Source organism: Ureibacillus acetophenoni, assembly GCF_900220965.1.
Taxonomy (GTDB): Bacteria; Bacillota; Bacilli; order Bacillales_A; family Planococcaceae; genus Ureibacillus; species Ureibacillus acetophenoni.
Genome location: NZ_OBQC01000002.1, coordinates 185,316 through 206,369, shown reverse-complemented (window position 1 = coordinate 206,369; position 21,054 = coordinate 185,316). Strand labels below are relative to the sequence as shown.

At 33.5% G+C, this 21,054-nt stretch carries 23 protein-coding genes, 1 pseudogene and 1 riboswitch; of the genes and pseudogenes, 17 read left to right on the top strand and 7 right to left on the bottom strand.

Annotation, left to right across the window (positions count from 1 at the left end; all coding sequences use genetic code 11):
* Positions 1-101 precede the first annotated feature (101 nt).
* The 10 genes and pseudogenes from CRO45_RS03765 to dacB all read left to right on the top strand — a co-directional run bounded on the left by CRO45_RS03765 (position 102) and on the right by dacB (position 9,305).
* A complete protein-coding gene (locus tag CRO45_RS03765; protein WP_097148301.1) occupies positions 102-659 on the top strand; it encodes a hypothetical protein in 558 nt (185 codons plus the stop codon).
* Positions 660-689: 30 nt separating this feature from the next.
* A pseudogene (locus tag CRO45_RS03760) lies at positions 690-869 on the top strand (acyl-CoA dehydrogenase family protein); the annotation flags it as partial.
* Positions 870-1,016: 147 nt separating this feature from the next.
* Complete coding sequence (gene cccA / locus CRO45_RS03755; RefSeq protein WP_097148299.1) at positions 1,017-1,370, top strand: cytochrome c550; 354 nt, start codon at positions 1,017-1,019, stop codon at positions 1,368-1,370.
* Positions 1,371-1,533: 163 nt separating this feature from the next.
* On the top strand, positions 1,534-2,241 hold the full coding sequence (locus tag CRO45_RS03750; RefSeq protein WP_097148298.1) for a tRNA (adenine(22)-N(1))-methyltransferase: 708 nt from the start codon (positions 1,534-1,536) through the stop codon (positions 2,239-2,241).
* Complete coding sequence (locus tag CRO45_RS03745) at positions 2,228-3,349, top strand: Nif3-like dinuclear metal center hexameric protein (RefSeq protein WP_097148297.1); 1,122 nt, start codon at positions 2,228-2,230, stop codon at positions 3,347-3,349. Before CRO45_RS03750 ends, CRO45_RS03745 begins: the two co-directional genes overlap by 14 nt.
* Before the next feature lie 283 nt (positions 3,350-3,632).
* The gene (gene vrrA, locus CRO45_RS03740; protein WP_097148296.1) at positions 3,633-4,283 is read left to right on the top strand and encodes a VrrA/YqfQ family protein; all 651 of its coding nucleotides are present in this window, start codon (positions 3,633-3,635) and stop codon (positions 4,281-4,283) included.
* 83 nt (positions 4,284-4,366) lie between these two features.
* Positions 4,367-5,335 (top strand): 4-hydroxy-3-methylbut-2-enyl diphosphate reductase, encoded by a 969-nt coding sequence (locus tag CRO45_RS03735; RefSeq protein WP_097148295.1) that lies wholly within the window; start codon positions 4,367-4,369, stop codon positions 5,333-5,335.
* Positions 5,336-5,486: 151 nt separating this feature from the next.
* Complete coding sequence (locus CRO45_RS03730; RefSeq protein WP_097148294.1) at positions 5,487-6,806, top strand: DEAD/DEAH box helicase; 1,320 nt, start codon at positions 5,487-5,489, stop codon at positions 6,804-6,806.
* 44 nt (positions 6,807-6,850) lie between these two features.
* On the top strand, positions 6,851-7,738 hold the full coding sequence (locus CRO45_RS03725) for a deoxyribonuclease IV (RefSeq protein ID WP_097148293.1): 888 nt from the start codon (positions 6,851-6,853) through the stop codon (positions 7,736-7,738).
* Between the two features lie 133 nt (positions 7,739-7,871).
* Positions 7,872-9,305, top strand: a complete 1,434-nt coding sequence (gene dacB, locus CRO45_RS03720; RefSeq protein ID WP_097148292.1) for a D-alanyl-D-alanine carboxypeptidase/D-alanyl-D-alanine endopeptidase — start codon at positions 7,872-7,874, stop codon at positions 9,303-9,305.
* 49 nt (positions 9,306-9,354) lie between these two features.
* Here the strand turns inward: dacB and CRO45_RS03715 are convergent, their stop codons facing one another.
* Positions 9,355-9,603, bottom strand: a complete 249-nt coding sequence (locus tag CRO45_RS03715; RefSeq protein ID WP_097148291.1) for a DUF2624 family protein — start codon at positions 9,601-9,603, stop codon at positions 9,355-9,357.
* Between the two features lie 119 nt (positions 9,604-9,722).
* On the opposite strand from CRO45_RS03715, the gene CRO45_RS03710 reads away from it, so the two are divergent.
* The 5 genes from CRO45_RS03710 (at position 9,723) to CRO45_RS03690 (ending at position 13,274) form a co-directional block, all read left to right on the top strand.
* Positions 9,723-10,469, top strand: coding sequence for a metal ABC transporter ATP-binding protein (locus CRO45_RS03710; protein WP_097148645.1), 747 nt, complete (start codon positions 9,723-9,725; stop codon positions 10,467-10,469).
* 14 nt (positions 10,470-10,483) lie between these two features.
* On the top strand, positions 10,484-11,335 hold the full coding sequence (locus CRO45_RS03705) for a metal ABC transporter permease (protein ID WP_097148290.1): 852 nt from the start codon (positions 10,484-10,486) through the stop codon (positions 11,333-11,335).
* Positions 11,336-11,341: 6 nt separating this feature from the next.
* On the top strand, positions 11,342-11,752 hold the full coding sequence (locus CRO45_RS03700; RefSeq protein WP_097148289.1) for a Fur family transcriptional regulator: 411 nt from the start codon (positions 11,342-11,344) through the stop codon (positions 11,750-11,752).
* 75 nt (positions 11,753-11,827) lie between these two features.
* A riboswitch (cobalamin riboswitch) is annotated at positions 11,828-12,001 on the top strand.
* A 244-nt stretch (positions 12,002-12,245) separates the two neighbouring features.
* Positions 12,246-12,686 carry a DUF4430 domain-containing protein gene (locus tag CRO45_RS03695; RefSeq protein WP_170949399.1) on the top strand — a complete coding sequence of 147 codons (441 nt, stop codon included), beginning with the start codon at positions 12,246-12,248 and terminating at the stop codon, positions 12,684-12,686.
* A 72-nt stretch (positions 12,687-12,758) separates the two neighbouring features.
* Entirely contained in the window at positions 12,759-13,274 is a 516-nt protein-coding gene (locus tag CRO45_RS03690) for an ECF transporter S component (RefSeq protein WP_235864515.1), read from the top strand.
* A gap of 19 nt (positions 13,275-13,293) precedes the next feature.
* Here CRO45_RS03690 and CRO45_RS03685 read toward each other — a convergent pair whose 3' ends face one another.
* Positions 13,294-14,670, bottom strand: coding sequence for an L-cystine transporter (locus CRO45_RS03685; protein ID WP_408057111.1), 1,377 nt, complete (start codon positions 14,668-14,670; stop codon positions 13,294-13,296).
* A 184-nt stretch (positions 14,671-14,854) separates the two neighbouring features.
* On the opposite strand from CRO45_RS03685, the gene CRO45_RS03680 reads away from it, so the two are divergent.
* Positions 14,855-15,496 carry an alpha/beta hydrolase gene (locus CRO45_RS03680; RefSeq protein WP_097148286.1) on the top strand — a complete coding sequence of 214 codons (642 nt, stop codon included), beginning with the start codon at positions 14,855-14,857 and terminating at the stop codon, positions 15,494-15,496.
* Positions 15,497-15,528: 32 nt separating this feature from the next.
* Here the strand turns inward: CRO45_RS03680 and CRO45_RS03675 are convergent, their stop codons facing one another.
* Complete coding sequence (locus tag CRO45_RS03675) at positions 15,529-17,706, bottom strand: GGDEF domain-containing phosphodiesterase (RefSeq protein WP_097148285.1); 2,178 nt, start codon at positions 17,704-17,706, stop codon at positions 15,529-15,531.
* A gap of 128 nt (positions 17,707-17,834) precedes the next feature.
* The gene (locus tag CRO45_RS03670) at positions 17,835-18,323 is read right to left on the bottom strand and encodes a hypothetical protein (protein ID WP_097148284.1); all 489 of its coding nucleotides are present in this window, start codon (positions 18,321-18,323) and stop codon (positions 17,835-17,837) included.
* Positions 18,324-18,521: 198 nt separating this feature from the next.
* On the opposite strand from CRO45_RS03670, the gene CRO45_RS20335 reads away from it, so the two are divergent.
* Positions 18,522-18,650, top strand: coding sequence for a hypothetical protein (locus CRO45_RS20335; protein WP_268878118.1), 129 nt, complete (start codon positions 18,522-18,524; stop codon positions 18,648-18,650).
* Between the two features lie 57 nt (positions 18,651-18,707).
* On the opposite strand, the gene CRO45_RS03665 is transcribed toward CRO45_RS20335, so the two are convergent.
* The 3 genes from CRO45_RS03665 to CRO45_RS03655 form a co-directional block, all read right to left on the bottom strand.
* Entirely contained in the window at positions 18,708-19,283 is a 576-nt protein-coding gene (locus tag CRO45_RS03665) for a 5' nucleotidase, NT5C type (RefSeq protein ID WP_170949398.1), read from the bottom strand.
* Between the two features lie 20 nt (positions 19,284-19,303).
* Entirely contained in the window at positions 19,304-20,410 is a 1,107-nt protein-coding gene (gene ispG / locus CRO45_RS03660) for a flavodoxin-dependent (E)-4-hydroxy-3-methylbut-2-enyl-diphosphate synthase (protein ID WP_097148282.1), read from the bottom strand.
* A 254-nt stretch (positions 20,411-20,664) separates the two neighbouring features.
* Entirely contained in the window at positions 20,665-21,009 is a 345-nt protein-coding gene (locus tag CRO45_RS03655) for a hypothetical protein (protein WP_097148281.1), read from the bottom strand.
* Positions 21,010-21,054 lie beyond the last annotated feature (45 nt).

The following is a 21,054-nucleotide window of genomic DNA, read 5'->3' as shown; positions in this document are numbered from 1 at the left end:
AAATTGTTGCTACTTTCTAAGTATAGGAAAATCCAAAAATGTAAGTTAAAATAGATTTATCATATAAATTTACATAATTCATCATATTTGGAGATAATTCAATGGCAAATCCGCGAAAACAAATAATAATTAATGAGATTCAATTTTGGAAACAAAATAAGTTATTGCCGGAACATTATTGTGATTTTTTAATGACCTTATATTCAGAAGGAAATGAGGTTGATATTGAACAAAAAAATAATTACAAAAAGGCAATAAAAGCAAAAGAAAGACGAAGAGCGAATTTGATGAACAGTTTACTAATGATTGTAGCAATCATACTAATTGTTCTACTCTTTGCATTGAATCAAATTGCACACTATTTACTAATTGTAGTTGGAATCGTTGCAATAATTAGCGTAATCGGTGCTATTTATCTTTCAAAAAAATATGGGCTACTTGCTCCCATTCTCCAAATTGTTGCAGCACTACTCCTATTCAGTATATCCGTTAAAGTAAGCATTACTTATTTTCCAGATAATTTAAATGTATTGTATTCTCTACTTATAGCCAATTGTTTAATATGGCTAGGGACTGGAATATTAAGTAGATTAATATATTTCATCATTGCAGGCTCTCTCGGATTAGTAATTTTAGTAGGATATCAATTTTTTATATAAGTTATATTAAGCTACAATGACAAAAAATAGTATTCTTTTGAAATAGCAATGAAAGTTGCTGATAAGGCTATACAAATTCAAGATGGATACGTGTATATGAAAGAGTATGAAGTGGAAAGATATTTAAGAGGCGCGAAACTTTTAGAGATAGGGGAAGGTACATCTGAAATCCAAAAAATAGTTATTTCATGGGAAATTATGGACAACTAACACACATTTGTCAAAATTGTTACAGTATAGAGAAAAAGTTATCGCTTAGGGCTTTTCGTTTTACAGAGATTGAAGTACAATTATAGATGTTGACTAGATTCTATAATATATAGAACCATATATGAAGTAAAAGGGAGGGTAACTTATATGAAAAACAATCCAATCATTCCTTATATCCTTATTATGGCATTCGGTATCGGACTTATCTTCTTTATGTCTATGGAAGGCGTTGGAAATAAAGAGGAAATCGCTCACGGTGGCGAAGCTACAGAGGGCGGTGCAACTGCTGATGCTGAAGCAGGTGGTGCTGAATTAGTGGCATCTTGTATCGGTTGTCACGGTGGTGACTTAACTGGAGGTATGGGACCTTCTTTAGTAGGTTTAACAGATGTTGAACATATTAAAGATGTTATCATCAATGGTCAAGGTTCAATGCCAGCACAAGGTAAAAGTGAAGCAGAAGCACAAGCGATTGCTGACTACATTACAACTTTAAAATAACATTAAATTAAAAATCCTTAGTTGTTTAGGCAACTAAGGATTTATCTATTTAATGACAAAATAATATTAGCTTTATATATTAAACATACTACCTAACAATTGGTGATAAGCATAAATTTCTACTATAATTATTGTATCGAAGTAGTAAAGGCGGTAATTTTACATGAATGCACAAAAACTTTCAAAAAGATTAGAAACAGTAGCATCCTTTGTGCCTACGGGCGCAATAATAGCGGATATTGGTAGTGATCATGCCTATTTACCATGTTATTTAATTAATAAAAAAATTGCTAAAAAAGCAATTGCTGGTGAAGTAGTAAAGGGACCCTTTGAATCAGCAGTAAGACAAGTTCGTGAAGAGGGCTTAATCCATAAAATTTCTGTAAGGCTTGCTGATGGTCTAGAGGCAATCGATGAATCAGATAAAGTAGATGCAATTACTATTGCAGGAATGGGTGGGCCACTAATTGTATCTATTTTAGAAAATAAACCTTCTGCATTAGATTCTGTAACACGCTTAATTTTACAACCTAATATTCATGCAAAAGTAATTCGCGAGTGGGCAATTAAGAATAATTGGGCACTTTTAGACGAAGTCATCTTAGAAGAAGATGATAAAATTTACGAAGTATTAGTTTTACAACGAGGGGAAATGGAACTTTCTGAAGTGGAAATTTTACTAGGAAAACATTTACTTGCTGAAAAATCAGAGGTTTTCATTAAAAAATGGCAGAAGGAAATTGAAAATTGGGAACGTGTATTAACATCATTAGATGGAGCAGAGCCTACTTCAGAAATTCTAGCAAAAAGAGGAGAACTGTTACATTTAATCGATTTGGTTAAGGGGGAACTTCACAATGAAAATTCCTAATGGAAATGAAATTATTCAAGTATTTGAGAGCTGGTCACCAAAAAAATTTGCCTGTATGGAAAACGATCCCATTGGACTTGCTATTGGTACTTTAAATAAGGCTGTATCAAAAGTGCTCGTTACCCTTGATGTAAACGAGAAGGTTGCAGAAGAAGCAATTAGAAAAGGGTGTCAATTAATTATTGCTCACCATCCGCCAATTTTTCGCAAACTCGCAAATTTAAGAACAGATACACCAGCTGGAAGACTATATGAGAAACTAATTAAAAATGACATCGCTGTTTATGCTGCACATACGAATTTAGATGTAGCAGTAGGTGGTGTGAATGATTTACTTGCTGATGCATTAGAGTTAGAAAATAATCAAATTCTAGAAGAAACTTATAGCGAAAATCTAATGAAGATGGCCGTCTTTGTACCGGATGGTCATGCGGAATCAGTACGTGTAGCACTAGCAAAAGCAGGTGCAGGCCATATAGGTGATTATGATTCATGTAGCTACTCAAGTAATGGAGAAGGGCGTTTCCGTGCTCTTGATGGTGCAAACCCTTATATAGGTGAAATAGGTGAAATGGAAGTAACGGAAGAAGTGAAAATTGAAGTTGTATTTCCTACTTCAATGAAAAATAAAATCTTAAAAGCGATGTTGAATGCGCATCCATATGAAGAACCTGCTTACGATTTTTATACAATGGCTGTAGAAACGAACGTACAAGGCTTAGGACGCATCGGTACATTAAAACAACCAATGAATTTAGAACAGTTCGCAAAGCATGTTAAAACGCAATTAGATGTTCCTATGGTTCGAGTTGTTGGTAATATGCAAACGGATATTCATAAAGTAGCTGTTATAGGGGGGGATGGAAATACGTATATTCATTCTGCAAAACGTGCAGGAGCGGATGTATTTGTCACAGGTGATATTAAATTCCATATGGCACAGGATGCACAAAATTTAAATCTAAACATCGTCGATCCTGGACATCATGTTGAAAAAGTAATGATCAAAGGCGTAGCTGAGAAAATGACAAACCTATGTAAAGATAAAAAGTTAGATGTAGAATTCATTCAATCAGAAATCGATACTGAGCCATTTCAGTTTATCTAAAAAAAACAACTTGCCAAAAATCTGGCAAGTTGTTTTTTTCTATTTAAATAAAGAGATTGACAAAATAATTATGCAATGTGATTTAGAATGTGTACATTACGGTGGGAATGGTGACCAATAAATCAATATTTCAATTAACAACAATGATGATGACTCAATATTTAGGCCACCATCTTTGTTCAATTGGGCATATAACCTATTACAAATGTTTAGTCCTTTGCATATGATAGCTGATAGAACAACCTACGCCATATGATTCTTACCTATAAGAAAGGAGATTAACATGCGTAATTTTTATCGTCAAGGACCGCCACCACCACCACCTGTTAGACCATATCATTACAATGGTCCAGGACGTATGCCAGGTTACGGCTATCCACCACCACATAGATTTAACCCAGGTATGATGCCTCCTCCAGGACCTAAAGGAACAAACAAAATTGAATCGTTTATGGAAACATGTAATCGATTGCTAGCGACAGCACAAGGTTTTCAACCATATATTGCTCAGGCCACACCACTAATTCGAAATATTCCTGCTCTATGGAGATTATATAGAGGATTTAGTTCTGGGCAAAAAGGAAACGAACATGATGATGACTATAATGAGGAATCATCAGAATTTAATCTAGATTCTTCATCTTTTGAATACGTATATAAAGATGATGACAAAAAAGAAAGTAGCTCAAAACATATCCCAAAAGGTGAACATATTAGAGATGATAGACGGCGTCATGAAAAAGTGATACGTCATAAATTTGATTTTGACCAAAAAGTAGACCAACATCATCATCGTCGTGGAACTAACCGTCATTACCAAAAACCAAATGAAAGTAGAACAGAGTCAGTTTATGTTGAGAAACTAGCAAAACCATATAAAACTAAGCCATCTGTTCCTAGAATATTTCAACCATCATTTCATTTCGATGAATAACAAACATTTACAACAATGAAGCTTTGTATTAAATGTCACTCTCCTATATAATAATACTATGTAACACAAAAGGAGTTGACATGATGCAAGTCATTAAGATAAATCCCCGAGGTTATTGTTACGGGGTTGTCGATGCAATGGTAATTGCACGCAATGCTTCATTAGATAAAACATTACCGAGACCTATATATATTTTAGGAATGATCGTTCACAATAAACATGTAACAGATGCTTTTGAGAGAGATGGAATTATAACTCTCGATGGACCGAACAGAAAAGAAATAATCGAGCAGGTCGACGAAGGGACTGTTATTTATACTGCCCATGGGGTCTCACCTGAAATTCGCGAGATTGCAAGAAAGAAAGGGTTAGTAGCAATAGATGCAACATGTCCTGACGTAACAGTTACTCATGATTTGATTCGTGAGAAATCTGCTGAAGGCTATGATATTATTTATATTGGTAAAAAAGGCCATCCAGAGCCAGAAGGGGCAATCGGTGTTGCACCAGATCATGTCCATTTAGTACAAAATGTTGAAGATGTCGACAAATTAAATATCGATAACGAAAAGTTACTTGTTACAAACCAAACGACGATGAGTCAATGGGATGTAAAAGCGGCAATGGATTATTTAAAAGAAAAATATCCACATATAGAAGTACATGAAGAAATTTGCCAAGCGACACAAGTTCGTCAAGAAGCTGTAGCGGGGCAAGCAGGTGAGGCGGATTTAACGATTGTTGTTGGAGATCCGATGTCAAATAACTCTAACCGTCTTGCTCAAGTTTCTAAAGAAATTGCTAGTACCGAAGCTTATCGAATCGCTGATATAACAGAGCTAAAATTAGAATGGCTTGAAGGCGTTGAGAAAGTTGCAGTGACAGCAGGTGCATCAACACCAACTCCAATTGTAAAAGAAGTCATTTCTTTTTTAGAAAAGTATGATCCAAATGATCCATCTACTCATGAAATTAAAAGAACAATTACAATGGATAAAATTTTACCGAAAATTAAAGAGCCAAAACCTGTTGATAAAATAATGCCATTATAATTCTATTAATGGATATCAATTTCTGACTAGTTATGTAGAATAGCTAGTCTTTTTTCTTTGAAATTTTCTGACAAATCCCTATAAATAGTGGATAAGTTGTGCTTTATAATAGCAAAATGTTACAATATGAACCATGTTAGGAGGACGAAATATGTCTAAGTATTCGGATTACGATTTTAAACCATTTCTTCGTCAAAAGCTTGCTGAAATTGGTTTTGAAGAACCAACACCCATTCAAAAGGAAATGATTCCATTAATCCTAAAAGGGAAAAGCGCGATTGGACAAGCACATACAGGAACGGGAAAAACACATAGTTTTTTATTACCAATCGTTCAACGTATTGATGAAGAAAAACAAGAAGTACAAGCGGTGATTACATCACCTACAAGAGAATTAGCACAACAAATTTTTGATGCATTGAATCAATTAATTGAAGGTACAACTATTCAAACAAAATTATATATTGGTGGTACCGATAAATTACGCTCAATGGATAAGTTAAAATCGAGCCAGCCTCAAATTGTTGTAGGTACACCAGGTAGAATTAAAGACTTAGTCAATGAGAATGCCCTTCTAGTTCACACGGCTCCAATTTTAGTTGTAGACGAAGCGGATTTAGCATTTGACATGGGCTTTATTGAAGAAATTGATGGATTTGCATCGAAAATGCCAGAGAATTTGGAGATGTACGTCTTCTCAGCAACGATTCCAGAAAAACTTCAACCGTTTTTGAAAAAGTATATGGATTCACCAGTTCATATTAAAATGAACGATAAACGACCTGTTGCTGAAGGTATTGACTTTGTGTTAGTACCTATTCGCTCAAAGTCACGTAACAGAAGACTGCTGGAAGTGATTGAGGGCATTAACCCATTTTTAGCGGTAATTTTCTGTAATACACGTAAAACAGCAGAAGCGGTAGCCTCATACTTAGCAGAAGAAGGTATTAAAGCTGGTCAAATTCATGGAGACTTAAGTCCACGGGATAGAAAAAAAATGATGAAGCAAGTTCGAGAACTTGAGTATCAGTATATTGTTGCAACAGATCTAGCTGCACGAGGTATTGACATCCAAGGAATTTCACATGTCATTAATTACGAAATTCCAGAAGACCTTGAATTCTTTATTCACCGAGTTGGTCGTACAGCTCGCGCAGGCAATAAAGGGACTGCAATCACTCTATTCGAGCCAGAAGATGAAGATAAAATTGTTCGCTTAGAAAAAATGGATATTCCATTTGAACAAATGGACATTAAAAAAGGTGAATGGATCGAATTAAAAGAACGTCATGCGCGACAAAATCGTGTAAAACAAGAAAATGAAATCGAAAAAATTGCAAAAGCGAAAGTCCGAAAACCTAAAAAAGTAAAACCAGGTTATAAACGAGCGATGAAATGGGAAATGGATAAAATTAAAAAGAAAGAACGTAAGAAAAGAACAAAACAAGATAATAAAAAACCGCGAAGCTAAAGAGTTTATTATTGTCTGTGGAACTTTATGGGAGGTAAATGAGAATGTTAATTGGTTCACACGTATCGATGAGTGGCAAAGAAATGTTTCTTGGCTCAAGTAAAGAAGCCGCATCATATGGTGCATCTACATTTATGATCTATACAGGTGCACCCCAAAACACTCGTCGTAAGCCGATAGAAGATTTAAATATTGAAAAGGGATTAGCTCATATGAAGGAAAATGGACTTTCAAATATTGTTGTCCACGCCCCTTATATTATTAATATTGCTAATACAACAAAGCCTGAAACTTTCGAGCTTGGCGTAGAGTTTTTACAAAAAGAAATCGAAAGAACAGCGGCAATTGGTGCAACACAAATTGTCCTTCACCCAGGTGCCCATGTCGGAGCAGGGGTTGAAGCTGGTATAGCAAAAATTATTGAAGGACTAAATGAAGTGTTAGCAACAGATCACCCTGTTCAAATTGCATTAGAAACAATGGCTGGGAAGGGCACTGAAATTGGTCGTTCATTTGAAGAAATTGCACAAATTATTAATGGTGTAACGAATAACGAACGTCTTTCAGTATGTTTAGATACTTGCCATATTCATGATGCGGGATATGATATTGTGAATGATTTTGATGGTGTATTAGAGCAATTCGATAAAATTATTGGTCTTGATCGCATTAAAGTAGTTCACGTGAATGATAGTAAAAACGTTTGCGGAGCAGGAAAAGACCGTCACGAAAATATTGGCTTTGGTCATATTGGTTTTGATGCTTTAAAAACAATTGTCCATCATGAAGTATTTGAAGACATTCCTAAAATACTAGAAACACCTTGGGTTGGTGTGGATGCTAAGAACAAAGTGGCCCCTTATAAAGAAGAAATCGAAATGCTTCGTTCAGGTGAGTTTGTACCAACTGTAATCGATGCATTACGTGTTTAATATTTTTATATCTATGCTATTTGAGAGAATATTTCTCACAAATAGCATTTTTTTTAACTTCATTTACATAATATGAGAGTAACTTTTGAATCTATTGGGTAAACAGTATGTAGAATATGATGGAGGACATTTCATGAGAAAGAAAATTATAGGATTTGTTCTATTACTAATAGTAGCTAGTACTATTTTTTCACCAAGTAATGTTTATGCTTCAGCCATTGATGAGACTATTACAACACACTTAGGTACAACAAATATGAGCATATCTGTTAGATCACTTGAAGATGGAAAGATTATTTATCAAAACAACGGTGATGTAGGTATTAAACCAGCTTCTACTTTAAAATTACTAACTGCTGCAAGTGCCTTAGATATATTGGGAGAGAACTATCGATTTAAAACTCAATTGTATTATGATGGAGAGATAAAAGACCATGTCCTATATGGCAATATTTATGTGAAAGGCGGGGGAGATCCAACACTTCAAGAGGAAAACTTCAAAACATTTGCAAATGCCCTAAAACGAGCAGGAATCACAACTATTTCTGGGAATCTTTACGGTGATGATACATTGTTTATTGGTCCACAATTAACGCCAGGCATCGCAAAAGATGATGAAAGTTATTACTATGCTGCTAGAACTTCTGCGTTAACGATGTCACCTGATGATGATTATGATTCAGGAACAATTTTTGTTCAGGTAAATGCAAGTGTGAATGGTAATATTCCTTCAGTTGAAATTAAACCAAACTTGAGTGGGATGATCATTGTTAATAATGCGACAACCGTTTCAGCAAATGAAAAAGATACATTAGAGATATACCGTGAATATAATACAAACCAAGTAGTCATTACTGGTCAAATTCCTGTTGGAAATTCAACAAAAGAATGGATAGCCCTACAAGATCCAACTATTAATACACTGCATTCGGTTAGAATTGTACTAAAGGATTCAGGCATATCATTTACGTCAAATTCTTCAATTGAAAGAAAAGCTGTACCAAGTAATGCAACACTGCTGTACACAAAACAGTCAATTCCTTTGAAGAAAATAATGATCCCGTTTCTAAAGCTAAGTAATAATAGTATCGCGGATATATTAGTAAAATCGATGGGGAATGAAGAATTTGGCGTTGGTAGTCTCGAACACGGCTTACAAGCGGTAAACGACTATGGTAGGGGAATCGGACTTCAAATGGAACAGTGGGTCTTTGAAGATGGCTCAGGGATGTCTCATAAAAATAAAATCACTGCAAATGAGTTAACTTCTCTTCTATATTTAGTAAGAAATGAACCGTTTTATCCTATTTTTTATGATAGCTTACCAATAGGAGGGATACCGGATCGAATAGTAGGCGGTTCTTTAAGGGAACGATTTAATACTCCTGATCTTAAAAACCGAGTAGTTGCTAAAACAGGATATATTTCAGGTGTATATGCTTTATCTGGTTATTTTAAGGCGAATACTGGTAAACAATATGCATTTACTATACTTACACAAAATCAACAAAGTATTAAGCTTAGTTCAATAGATGAGGTAGTAAAAACATTTATAAGTAGTTATTAATAGGAAAAGTGGTTGAATGTGTAAAATTCAACCACTTTTAACTTTTTTATTAAGTATAATAACTATCAAGTATTTTCTTATATTTTTTAAATTTTTTAGGTCCTAATATTTTTTCTGTTTCTTTTAATACATTTTTCGGTATACCTGTTACTAGCCATGTAATATTTGCCCGTTCAGCCAGAGGTCTTAACTTACGAACTTCATCAATTGTTAGTTCAACTCCGTAATATCTTGCAATTTTAATGACCTCTTTATCTGGCTTGGATAATAATGATTCCCAAATTTCAATTGCACGCATTTAGTTCAGGTCCTTTCATAATAATCTATTGAAGTTGGATGTCTTTACAAAAGAAGTGGAAAGACTTATACTTACAAATTGTAAATCGTAATGATTATCAATTAGAAAGAAGAGAAATTATGACGAAACCTTTAATAGAATTACAAAATGTCTCGTTTCAATATGAACATACAAAAGTGTTACATAATATATCCTTCCGTGTATCTGAAGGTGATTTTTTAGCGATTCTCGGCCCAAATGGGTCAGGAAAGTCTACATTATTAAAGTTAATATTAGGGATTGCAAAACCACTTTCAGGTGAAGTTAAGTTGTTCGGAGAATCAGTAAGTTCGTTTCAACATCGTGAATGGATTGGCTATGTTTCTCAAAAATCGAATGCATTTAACTCAGCTTTTCCAGCAACTGTTGAAGAAGTTGTTAAAAGTGGATTAACTAAAAAAATTGGCTTATTTAAACGAATGCCAAAAAACGCTAATGAATTAGTAGTAGATGCACTAAAAGCAGTAGGTATGGAAGAATACCTCGATAGAAATATAGGTAAACTTTCTGGTGGTCAACAACAACGAGTATTTATAGCAAGAGCTTTAATTTCTGAACCAAAGTTACTTATTTTAGATGAACCTACCGTTGGAATTGACCATGAAAATGTTCAATCATTTTATGATATGTTAGCTAGACTAAACAAGGAACAACAAATAACAATTATTTTAGTTACCCATGATGTAGATACTGTGTCTAATCGAATTAGTCATGTTGCTTGTTTAAACCAAACAATTCACTTTCATGGGTATAAAAAAGATTTTGATTCCATTTCAGATGAACAATTAAATGGCTGGTACGGTCATTCAGTTCGTAAAATACATTAGAGGGGGAAAGGGATTTGATCGAAGCAATTATTAACTACGAATTTTTACAAAATGCCTTTCTCTCAGGTTTAATTATTGGTGTAGTAGCTCCATTGTTAGGTGTTTTCATTGTTGTACGAAGAATGTCACTCATTGCAGATGCATTATCACATGTAACGCTTGCGGGTATTGCAGGAAGTCTGTTTTTAAGTCAATCCTTTGCGTCCTTAGCATTGTTAAATCCAATCTACTTAGGTATTGTAGCTTCTGTAGGTGGCTCTATGTTAATCGAGCGTTTAAGAAGTTTATATAAACATTATGAAGAATTAGCGATTCCAATTATTATGTCTGCTGGAATAGGATTATCAGCTATTTTTATATCCTTAGCAAAAGGCTTTAATACAGATTTAATGAGTTATTTATTTGGTTCTGTTTCTGCTGTATCAAGGCAGGATTTAATTGTCGTGCTACTTATTGCATTAGTAGTGTTCATATTTTTACTACTATTTTTTAAAGAGATGTTTGTTCTATCTTTTGATGAAGAGTATGCGAAAGCAACAGGATTACCTTCAAAGTGGATTCACTTACTATTTATGATAGTTGTGGCATTGGTTATTGCGGCAAGCATGCGAATAGTAGGAATATTACTAGTGTCATCCCTAATTACATTACCAGTTGCAGCGGCTATGCGTATCTCCAAAGGATTTAAAGATACAATTTTATATGCAATTATTTTTGGGGAATCTGCAGTTATTATTGGATTAGTGAGTGCTTTTTACTTAAATCTAGCCCCAGGTGGTACGATTGTCGTAACATCGATTATCATTTTATTCATCGTTATTTCTATTAAAAAATTACTATTTAATTTAAAAGTAGAAAGGGGATAATATTTAGTGAACATAACTAAAGCATGGGAAATTCTAAAAGAAAACGGCTATAAAAAGACAGATAAGCGCGAACTTATTTTAAATATGTTTAATGAAACTGAAAAATATTTAACTGCGCGGGATCTATTAACCGTATTAAAAAAAGATTTTCCAGGGATGAGTTTTGATACAATCTATCGCAATCTTTCTACTTTTGTAGATCTAGGAATATTAGAAGAAACTGAGTTTAATGGGGAAAGAAACTTTCGAATGCATTGTGAGTCCGATCACCATCACCACCATTTTATTTGCATGGAATGTGGAAGGGTGAAAAAAATTGAAATTTGTCCAATGGAAATGCTCACCGAAAAACTACCTGGATGTGAAATTGAAGCACATAAATTCGAAATCTATGGAAAATGTTCGAATTGTGCCTAAATATTCATATAATTACTAAAACTTTAAATTTCACTACAAAATTTACTTAAAATATGATAAATTGCTAATAAGTGAATAATCTTGCAGGAAGAAGACGCTATATGCTTAATTGGGAATTCGGTGAAAATCCGAAGCTGTTTCCGCAACTGTAAGTGCTAGTTTTGGAAAGTGCCACTGTCTAACAATGATGGGAAGGCTTCAAAACGTTGATGCACGAGCCAGGAGACCTGTCTTATTCTGATCGTAACAACCCTCTTCGGAATTAAAGAGAATGTACGGCAAAACATTGAACGCATTATATATGCTTACCATTGTTTTAATTGCCATCCATTCTTGGGTGGCTTTTTATTTTGTCGTAATTTGTTCTGTATCGTTGTTAAACCATTATTCCTAAAAAGAGGTTTAAATTCACTTTTCATTAAAATAGGGGGTAGTAGGTTCTACAAGAGAATTACATAACTAAATGATAGGGCAATTAAAGGAGATTATAAAAATGAAACACTTATTTAAAAGAATATCTATATTAATGATTGTAGTACTTGCTTTAGTAGGCTGTGGTACAAATCAAACAGAGGAAGAAGCTAAAACAACTGAACAAACAACAAACCAATCGTCTCAAACAACAGAAACGACTGAGAGCACTGAAACTAACGTCGAAGAACTAAAAGTTGAATTAGAAGTAATTAATGATGGTGAATCGGAAGTAAAAGAAGTACCATTTACTGAAGGTGAAAATGCACTTGAAGTTACTGTTAGAGAATTAAATGCTGTTGAAGAAGGTGGCTTTGTAACATCAATCAACGGTGTTGAAGCAGGGGAAGAAACGAAAACTTACTGGGCATTATCAGTAAATGGTGAAATGTCTATGGTAGGTGCAGCTGAAGTTATTTTAAAAGATGGTGACAAAATCACTTGGGAATTATCCTCTTATTAATGAGGTGGAATATTGAAAGATAAAAATCTTCAACTTGGTTCAAATTTGAATATCCGGCAATCAACAAGAGTAATGACGATCGTTGCATGTCTAGCAGCTTTAAGTATCGTTGGTAGAATTTATACAGTTGGTATTCCCAATGTACAACCTTCAACGACAATTATTATATGCGTTTCCCTTGTATTCGGTGTGAGAATTGGATTAACTCTAGCGATTCTAACAGTATTAGGATCTAATTTAGTATTAGGTTTTGGCCCATTTGTTATCATGCAGTTGCTTGCATGGGGAGCTGTGGCAATTGCTTCGGGTTTGATTGGTAAGATATACAAAAAAATACCATTCTTAATACTTGCTTTATATACTGCATTTATGGGGATGTTTTATGGATTGATCGTATCATTAAATATGCTATTTATCGGAGATGGACTTATGTTCGTTGCTTATTATTTAGCCGGTATGCCATTTGATATTTATCATGCCATAGGTAATTTCTTTTTCTTTATTGTTTTAGGACCGATTATTATAAAGATTATGGAAAAGGAGAAAGCCAAGTTATATGGATTAAAAGAAGGAACTTATCATTCTTGATAAGTTCCTTTAATATTGCCTATGTTAATTCATCAAAATGAGGATTAGTATAAACTTCTTTATCTAAATCCCCTGTCACACGGGCTGTAGCAACACCTGAAATCATTGAACCACTTACGTTTACTGCAGTGCGCCCCATATCAATTAAAGGCTCAACCGAAATAAGCACACCTGCAAGGGCAACAGGTAAGTTTAATGCAGATAAAACAATTATTGCGGCGAATGTGGCACCACCACCAACACCAGCTACACCAAATGAGCTAATCGCAACAATAGCAATGACCATTAATATAAAATTAATTTCAAGTGGATTTTGACCAACTGTTGGAGCAATCATAATCGCTAACATAGCGGGATATACCCCAGCACAACCATTTTGACCAATCGATAGTCCAAAAGAGCCTGCAAAGTTAGCAATTCCTTCTGGGACACCTAAACGGTCTGTTTGAGTTTTTAAATTTAACGGTAAAGTTCCTGCACTCGACCGGGATGTAAACGCAAATAGTAACGTTTCTGATGTCTTTTTAACATAAGTGATAGGACTTAAACCTGAGAAAGAAATAATAAGTAAATGCATGATAAAAACAACGATTAGTGCAACGTAGGATGCTATTACAAATTTTCCTAAGTTATAAATTGCACCGAAATCACTAGTTGCAAGAGTACGTGCCATAATAGCTAAAATACCATAAGGTGTTAGTCGAAGAACTATAGTAACAATACCCATAACGAGTGAATAAATAGCATCAATTGCTTTTTTGATCGTGATGGATGTTCCTTCATCCTTTCTAAGAATACGCAAATATGAAAAACCTAAAAAGGCTGCAAAAATTACAACGGCGATTGTAGATGTTGGCCTAGCTCCTGTTAAATCTAAAAATGGATTGGCAGGGAATAGAGACAATATTTGTTCTGGCAAAGATGTTACTTCTGATGTTTTCTCTTCCAGTGTGGCTCCACGCTCAATTTCTGCGTTTCCTTGAACAAGTTCCGTAGCATCTAAATTAAAAATCGTTGCTGAAAAAATACCTACACCGGCTGAAATCGCAGTAGTACCAATTAATATAAATAAAATAAGTCCTGCAATTTTTCCTAAGTTCGCTCCGAGCTTCAATTTTGTGAAAGCGGATAATATTGAAATGAAAACAAGTGGCATCGCAATCATTTGGAGTAACTTTACATACCCAGTTCCAATAATGTTGTACCATAGAACAGTATTTTCTATTTCCTCTGAAGTTGCACCGTAAATTAGTTGGAGTGTAACACCTAGTATAATTCCTAGCGCTAATCCAACGAAAACACGGTTTGAAAATTTCATATGTTTTTTGCTTAATCTTCTTAAAAAGTATATTAACAACAATAGTAAAAGTACATTTATAAATGTCGCCAAAATTATCCTCCTACTTTCAAAACCTAATCATTAAACAACAATGGATATATCTTTATCTATTTTGAGATAGTATCGTGATAAATATGTAGTATTAGTAAGTTTTTCTTTCTTGGACAGATGATATATTTCGAAAGTGTGCATTTTTTGATACACTAAAGTATGTAAAGAATTAGGAAGGAATCAATGCAAAATGAAATCACCATATATTTTTAAACACATAGCACCGACTAGTAATACAAGTGAAAAAGAAGCAGGGATTTTTTTACTACATGGTTTAGGAAGTAATGAAGAGGATTTACTTCAATTAGTTGAATCATTAAAAGGGAATTGTCATATTTTTAGCCTAAGAGGACCAATTACACATCGTCCAGGCTATGCATTTTATACGTTTGAAGAAGAGGGAAAACCGTCAAGAGAAATATTTGATCGAATGATTTCTGGAACATTGAATTTTGTAAAAGAAGTAGTTGAAGAATATGGGCTAGATCCTAAAAAAGTTTATATCATCGGTTTTAACCAAGGAGCAGTAGTAGCTCAAACTTTAGCACTTTTCCTAGGAAATGAAATTGCTGGAACGGTAGCACTAAGTGGATTTGTTCCGGAATTTGTTAAAAATGAATATAAAAAAGGACGTATAGAGGGTGCTAAACTATTTATCTCCCATGGTGAGTATGATTATGACTATCCTATTAATTGGGCGATGGACAGTAAGCAGTTTTTTGAAGAATACGGGGCAAATGTTACTTTTAAAACATATCCTGTTGGACATGGTGTATCTCCGGAGAATTTAAAAGATTTAACATCATTTATTCAATTTAAAAATTTAAATTAATAAAACTCCACGTACGTGGAGTTTTTAATATTTTATTCAACATTTAATAATTGCTCAGCTTCATCAATCGGCAATGGTTTATGAAAATAGAAACCTTGTCCAATGAGGCAGCCAATTTCTTTTAAAAAATTATACTGATCTAGCGTTTCAATTCCTTCTGCAACAGCATTCATCTTTAAATTCGATGCTAATTGAACGATTGTTTGGACAATAGATATCATTTCATTTGTATTCATATTACTTACAAATGAGCGGTCGATCTTTATTTCAGAAAAGGGGAGTTTTTGTAAGTAACTTAAAGAAGAAAATCCAACACCAAAATCATCGATAGAGCTCTTATATCCATAGGAATTTAATTTTAATAAAATATCTTTTGCTCTCTCTAAATCTACAAGTTCAAAGTTTTCAGTCACTTCAAATTTTATATATTCAGGGGCAATTTCATACTGACTTACTAATTGTATAAAATCATCCACAAACGATTCGTGATAAAAATGTACGGGAGAAATATTCACGGACACTGGGAAAAGTTTCAAACCTTTTTCTTTCCGTTTTTGCTGCCATTCTAAAACTTGTTTTAAAATAGCATTATCGATTTCACGAATTTTCCCACTGGATTCCGCAATGGGAATGAATGTAGCAGGTGAAACAAACCCTAGTACAGGTGAATTCCATCGAGCTAATGCTTCGAACCCTACTATTTCTTTTGTCATTAAATTTACTTTCGGCTGAAGAAATGCGGTAAATTCGTTATTTTTTAAACCGTATATTAATTGATTTAAAATATCCATTTCCTTTTGCATTAATTTATTTATTTCTTCTTCAAAGAAAGTGACAACGGTTCCATTTTTTCTTCTTGAACTTGTTAGTGCAAGATCTGCTTGACGTATACTTTCTTCTAATTCAACTTTATGACAAAAATATGCAACACCAATATTAAAGTTGATAAACATCTCTCTTTCTGTAAATCCATATGGTGATAAAGTAAGTAAATGTCTTAATTTAGTGACAAATGACTCAATTTCAGTTCTTTCAACTTTTACTGCCATAATAATAGAAGAATTTGAGAATCGTCCATAAATGATGTCCTGTTCAAATTCTTGTGATGAGGAATTAAGTCGAATAGCAATTTGTTTTAATAGTTCATCTCCACTTTTACGACCATAGAGATCAACGATGCCAGCATATTCAACAGGTTGGAGTATTAGTAATAAACCAGAATATTTTTCTCCAATCCACTTTGATAGTTGTGTATAAAAATAATTTTGATTTGGCAATCCGGAGTTCATATCAAAAAAGGCTAGTTTTTTTAATTCCTTTTTATGTTCTGCATATTTTAATGAAAGCGAAATAATAGGTGTTAATTTTTTTAGAAATTCAATATCTGTTTGTTTTAAAGATGATTTACTTTTTAAGTATATGATAATATTCCCAAGTATTTGTTTATCTTGGTTTACAATAGGTTTTGACCAACTAGAAACTATTGACTGGTAAAATCCTTGTTGGGACACCACCTGATGATCATAGATAGGTGAATAATCATCAATATAGATTGCATTTTCATTAAACCCTGCATTAGGTTCGTGTATTTTATCATCAAAGTTTTCAATTATATGTACTGGCAAAGTCCCAGTTGCAACAACATCTAACTTGTCATATTGATTTAATACTCTAATTGCACAATATATATCTCTAATGTAATACTTCTCTATTTTTTCAGATATTAACTGTAAGATTTTTTCTGTGTCTGCACCTTGCTCAAGACCAGCATATACTTCTCTTTCTAACTTTGAGAGCATTTTGTCTAGTAAAGAATGTGTAATATTTTTAAAGTACAAAAGTGTATACTGAACTTTATTTGTATAGTCACGAATAGGGAATGAATTAATACAATTCCAAAATGGTGAACCATCTTTTTGATAGTGAATTACATTTATTTCAAAAGGTGTTTCTGTTTTAATATTAATCTCTATTTCTAATTGTTTTTCACTATTTGTTTTTGTTCCACATAATAAGGTCAAATTATTCCCAATTAGTTCTTCACTAGAATAACCTGTTAAATGCAAAAAGGGTTCATTACAATATAAAAAAGACTGACTACTATCAGATTGATCAATAATTGCAACACCTTTTGGTGCTTGATCGCATAAAGTGCAAAGAAAAGTGATTAACTGTTCTTTCGTATGGGGCATCTTACTTGGTATGAACATTTTTGTTCCCCCTAGATTGGAAAATAATCGTGGTTTTAGTGTATTATATCAAATCCATACTACATTGCCGAGAACATTTCTTTGAATATATTGAAAATTTGTAATTTTTAGTAGTTTCTTGTGTTAAATTAGCGAATTAAATAAGCTTTATACAATGCTTTTTGTGCTTTTTCACCAATTTCCTCTATTATTACTTGATCACCTAATGACATTGTCACTTTTGTTCTCTCTGTTAATATTTCATCATTATCAATCTCTAATGTAACAGTAACTTTTCCGTCAGAGTTAAAGTCATTTATCGGATAATTTTGTAATTCATAATCCTCAAACAATCCTTCTTTCCAAGTTCCTTTTACTGTTAAAATATGAGAATCATTATTTTTATCATATTCCCAAAAGATATCACGTAAGATAGATGTAAATAGCTCATCTACTGTAAAATTTTCATTTTTATATTCTATATTAATTGACCTAATAGTAAGAGCTTCTGGTGTAATACCGCTTGCGGCTTTTTGTGCCTGATTATCTATTCCTGAAAGTGCATCAGTAATATCGGAACAACCTGCTAATATAATTGTGAATAAGCTGGCAATAACTATATTTTTTATATTTCGCAAAATAATTCCTCCAATTCAAAAACCTATCTAACTAACATCTTATCGAAAAAGAATGGAGAAAGGTCATTCAAATTCAAACTATTTTAGACAAATATATGAATTAATATAAAATATTAGAAAAATAGCAAACTTCCGAAAAATAGTGGATAAAGACTTTAGAGGTAAAACATTTAATTCTACTTGCGAAAGGAAGAAAGCATGAAAATTGATGATGAGATTCTTGATAAGTTAGGAGTCTACTTTGTCTATCATGATATTTATAATCGTTATGGAATTACGTTTGAAACATTCGTTGATCGTTGGATGAGAGGGATTTTAGATGTATAAAAAGGCAAAGAAAAAAGGGTAATATAGAAATGATCTTTTCTATATTACCCTTGCTTTCTATTTAAAATGACGTTTAATCCAATCATTCGCTTCTTGCCAATTGTGAACACGAATGACATTATTAGGAACTGCTTTTCTATTATATGGAGTATCAAAGAGTATAACAGGAATCTTTAATTCCTCTGCAATTGATACTGCATTATCATGCTTATCTTCAAAGAAGACATGTACGCCATGTTTTTTTGCAACTTCTATTTTGTCATGACTGCCAATTAACTCGATATGATGATAGGGAACTTCATTTTCTTCAAACCATTTATATGTAATCGGGAGTACATCCTGATTACGAGCTGAAATATAATACAACTCATAGATTGAATGCCACTCATTTAGAATCGATTGCGCATTATTTGCAATTTCACTAACTGAATACATATATGCTTCGTTTTCCTTAAACCATTTCGCAAATTCGTCTCTGTCAATTGGTTCAGTAAATGCACTAAGGAAATCGTATTCAATCACATCATCTAAAACAATATTTGTGTTATATCTCTTATTTATATGTGGAATGAGTGTATCTGCGGTAGTTACTGTACCGTCAATATCAATTCCCAAACGGGGCTTAAATTTCATCAATTCAAACCTCCTAATTATTAATTACCAGCTTCAGCTTTCGCTCTTTCCTCAGCCATTTCAGCTGCAAGTTTATCAATTTCTTTTTTCAGTTCTTCAACCATTGTTTCCTCGGGTACTTTACGAACAGTTTTACCTTTCATAAATAAAAGACCTTCGCCACGTGCTCCAGCAATTCCAATATCTGCTTCACGAGCTTCACCAGGACCATTTACTGCACATCCTAGTACGGCTACTTTTAATGGAACATTTAATTTAGAAATATATTCTTCTACTTCGTTCGCAATAGAAATTAAATCAATTTCAATACGTCCGCAAGTAGGGCACGAAATTAAAGTTGCCATATTTGATGCTAAACCGAATGATTTTAACAATTCACGGGCTACTTTTACTTCTTCAACTGGATCTGCTGATAATGAAATACGTAACGTATTTCCAAGACCTCGTGAAAGAATTGCACCAAGTCCAGCTGCAGATTTTACAGTACCTGCAAATAATGTACCAGATTCTGTAATTCCAAGGTGAAGAGGGTAATCAAATGCACGTGATGCTTTTTCGTAAGCTTCAATGGCTAAGTTTACATCTGAAGCTTTCATTGACACGATAATATCATGGAAATCTAGTTCTTCTAATATTTTAATATGATGTAATGCAGATTCTACCATTCCATCAGCAGTTGGATAACCATATTTTTCTAAAATATGTCGTTCTAAAGATCCAGCGTTAACACCAATTCGAATTGGAATACCTTTTGCTTTCGCAGCATTAACTACTGCTTCAACTTTTTCACGACGACCAATATTCCCAGGGTTAATACGAACCTTGTCAATGCCGTTTTCTATAGCGATTAGAGCTAATTTATAATTAAAATGAATATCCGCAACAAGAGGGATATTAATACGTTTCTTTATATCTGCGATTGCATTTGCTGCACGCTCATCTGGAACAGCGACGCGGACAATTTGACAACCCGCTTCTTCTAATCGTAAGATTTCTGCTACAGTTGCTTCAACGTCATGTGTTTTAGACATACACATACTTTGAATAAATAACTCATTACTCCCACCGATTGTTAAATTACCAACACGTACTGGTCTTGTTTTTGTACGGTGTGTCATTTCATTCATGAAAAATTCTCTCCTTTATTAAGGTACATTGATTAAAACTTTACTCGGCAAAGGTTTCTAACTTAGTTATTATAAATAACATTTTAAAACATGATCAAACTTAGGCAGAATAAAGTTTTAGACCTTGGCGAATGCCATTATAGAAAGCTCGAAAAAATATTGGACGTAGGTCGCCAAAGCAAATTTGATAATTTATTGTACCATCGCCACTCTATTTTATCAGTGTTGTAAAGGAATTGACAAGGATATACACGTTATAGTTTTGTGCAATTATTATATACATTAACATAAACAGGTATTTTTATTAGTTCACCAGGTACTAAGGATTGCTTTTGTAAATGTGGATTTAATTGATAAAACTTAGACAATCTTTCAGGTATAGGTACCTCTATTTCTGAAGGATACGCTGCAAAAAGTGATTGTGGAGAATCTCCTAATTCAGTAATGACAGGTATTGTTTTAATGTTATATTCCTTCTCACATTTTTGTATAACTTTTGGATTTTCAAAAGATGCCATTGGTAGAGTTCCTTCTGTTAAATCTATTTTAATAGCAAAAGCAATGATAAAAATAATAGCAGTAATCACTAGATAGCGCATAAAAATATCCCTCCTTTCTCCACTATATGAAGACAAGAGGGATTC

Coding starts and splice junctions, on each gene's coding strand:
- CRO45_RS03765 (WP_097148301.1), top strand. CDS start 102: ATGGCAAATCCGCGAAAACAAATAATAATTAATGAGATTCAATTTTGG.
- cccA (WP_097148299.1), top strand. CDS start 1,017: ATGAAAAACAATCCAATCATTCCTTATATCCTTATTATGGCATTCGGT.
- CRO45_RS03750 (WP_097148298.1), top strand. CDS start 1,534: ATGAATGCACAAAAACTTTCAAAAAGATTAGAAACAGTAGCATCCTTT.
- CRO45_RS03745 (WP_097148297.1), top strand. CDS start 2,228: ATGAAAATTCCTAATGGAAATGAAATTATTCAAGTATTTGAGAGCTGG.
- vrrA (WP_097148296.1), top strand. CDS start 3,633: ATGCGTAATTTTTATCGTCAAGGACCGCCACCACCACCACCTGTTAGA.
- CRO45_RS03735 (WP_097148295.1), top strand. CDS start 4,367: ATGCAAGTCATTAAGATAAATCCCCGAGGTTATTGTTACGGGGTTGTC.
- CRO45_RS03730 (WP_097148294.1), top strand. CDS start 5,487: ATGTCTAAGTATTCGGATTACGATTTTAAACCATTTCTTCGTCAAAAG.
- CRO45_RS03725 (WP_097148293.1), top strand. CDS start 6,851: ATGTTAATTGGTTCACACGTATCGATGAGTGGCAAAGAAATGTTTCTT.
- dacB (WP_097148292.1), top strand. CDS start 7,872: ATGAGAAAGAAAATTATAGGATTTGTTCTATTACTAATAGTAGCTAGT.
- CRO45_RS03715 (WP_097148291.1), bottom strand. CDS start 9,603: ATGCGTGCAATTGAAATTTGGGAATCATTATTATCCAAGCCAGATAAA.
- CRO45_RS03710 (WP_097148645.1), top strand. CDS start 9,723: ATGACGAAACCTTTAATAGAATTACAAAATGTCTCGTTTCAATATGAA.
- CRO45_RS03695 (WP_170949399.1), top strand. CDS start 12,246: ATGAAACACTTATTTAAAAGAATATCTATATTAATGATTGTAGTACTT.
- CRO45_RS03690 (WP_235864515.1), top strand. CDS start 12,759: ATGACGATCGTTGCATGTCTAGCAGCTTTAAGTATCGTTGGTAGAATT.
- CRO45_RS03680 (WP_097148286.1), top strand. CDS start 14,855: ATGAAATCACCATATATTTTTAAACACATAGCACCGACTAGTAATACA.
- CRO45_RS03675 (WP_097148285.1), bottom strand. CDS start 17,706: ATGTTCATACCAAGTAAGATGCCCCATACGAAAGAACAGTTAATCACT.
- CRO45_RS20335 (WP_268878118.1), top strand. CDS start 18,522: ATGAAAATTGATGATGAGATTCTTGATAAGTTAGGAGTCTACTTTGTC.
- CRO45_RS03665 (WP_170949398.1), bottom strand. CDS start 19,283: ATGAAATTTAAGCCCCGTTTGGGAATTGATATTGACGGTACAGTAACT.
- ispG (WP_097148282.1), bottom strand. CDS start 20,410: ATGAATGAAATGACACACCGTACAAAAACAAGACCAGTACGTGTTGGT.
- CRO45_RS03655 (WP_097148281.1), bottom strand. CDS start 21,009: ATGCGCTATCTAGTGATTACTGCTATTATTTTTATCATTGCTTTTGCT.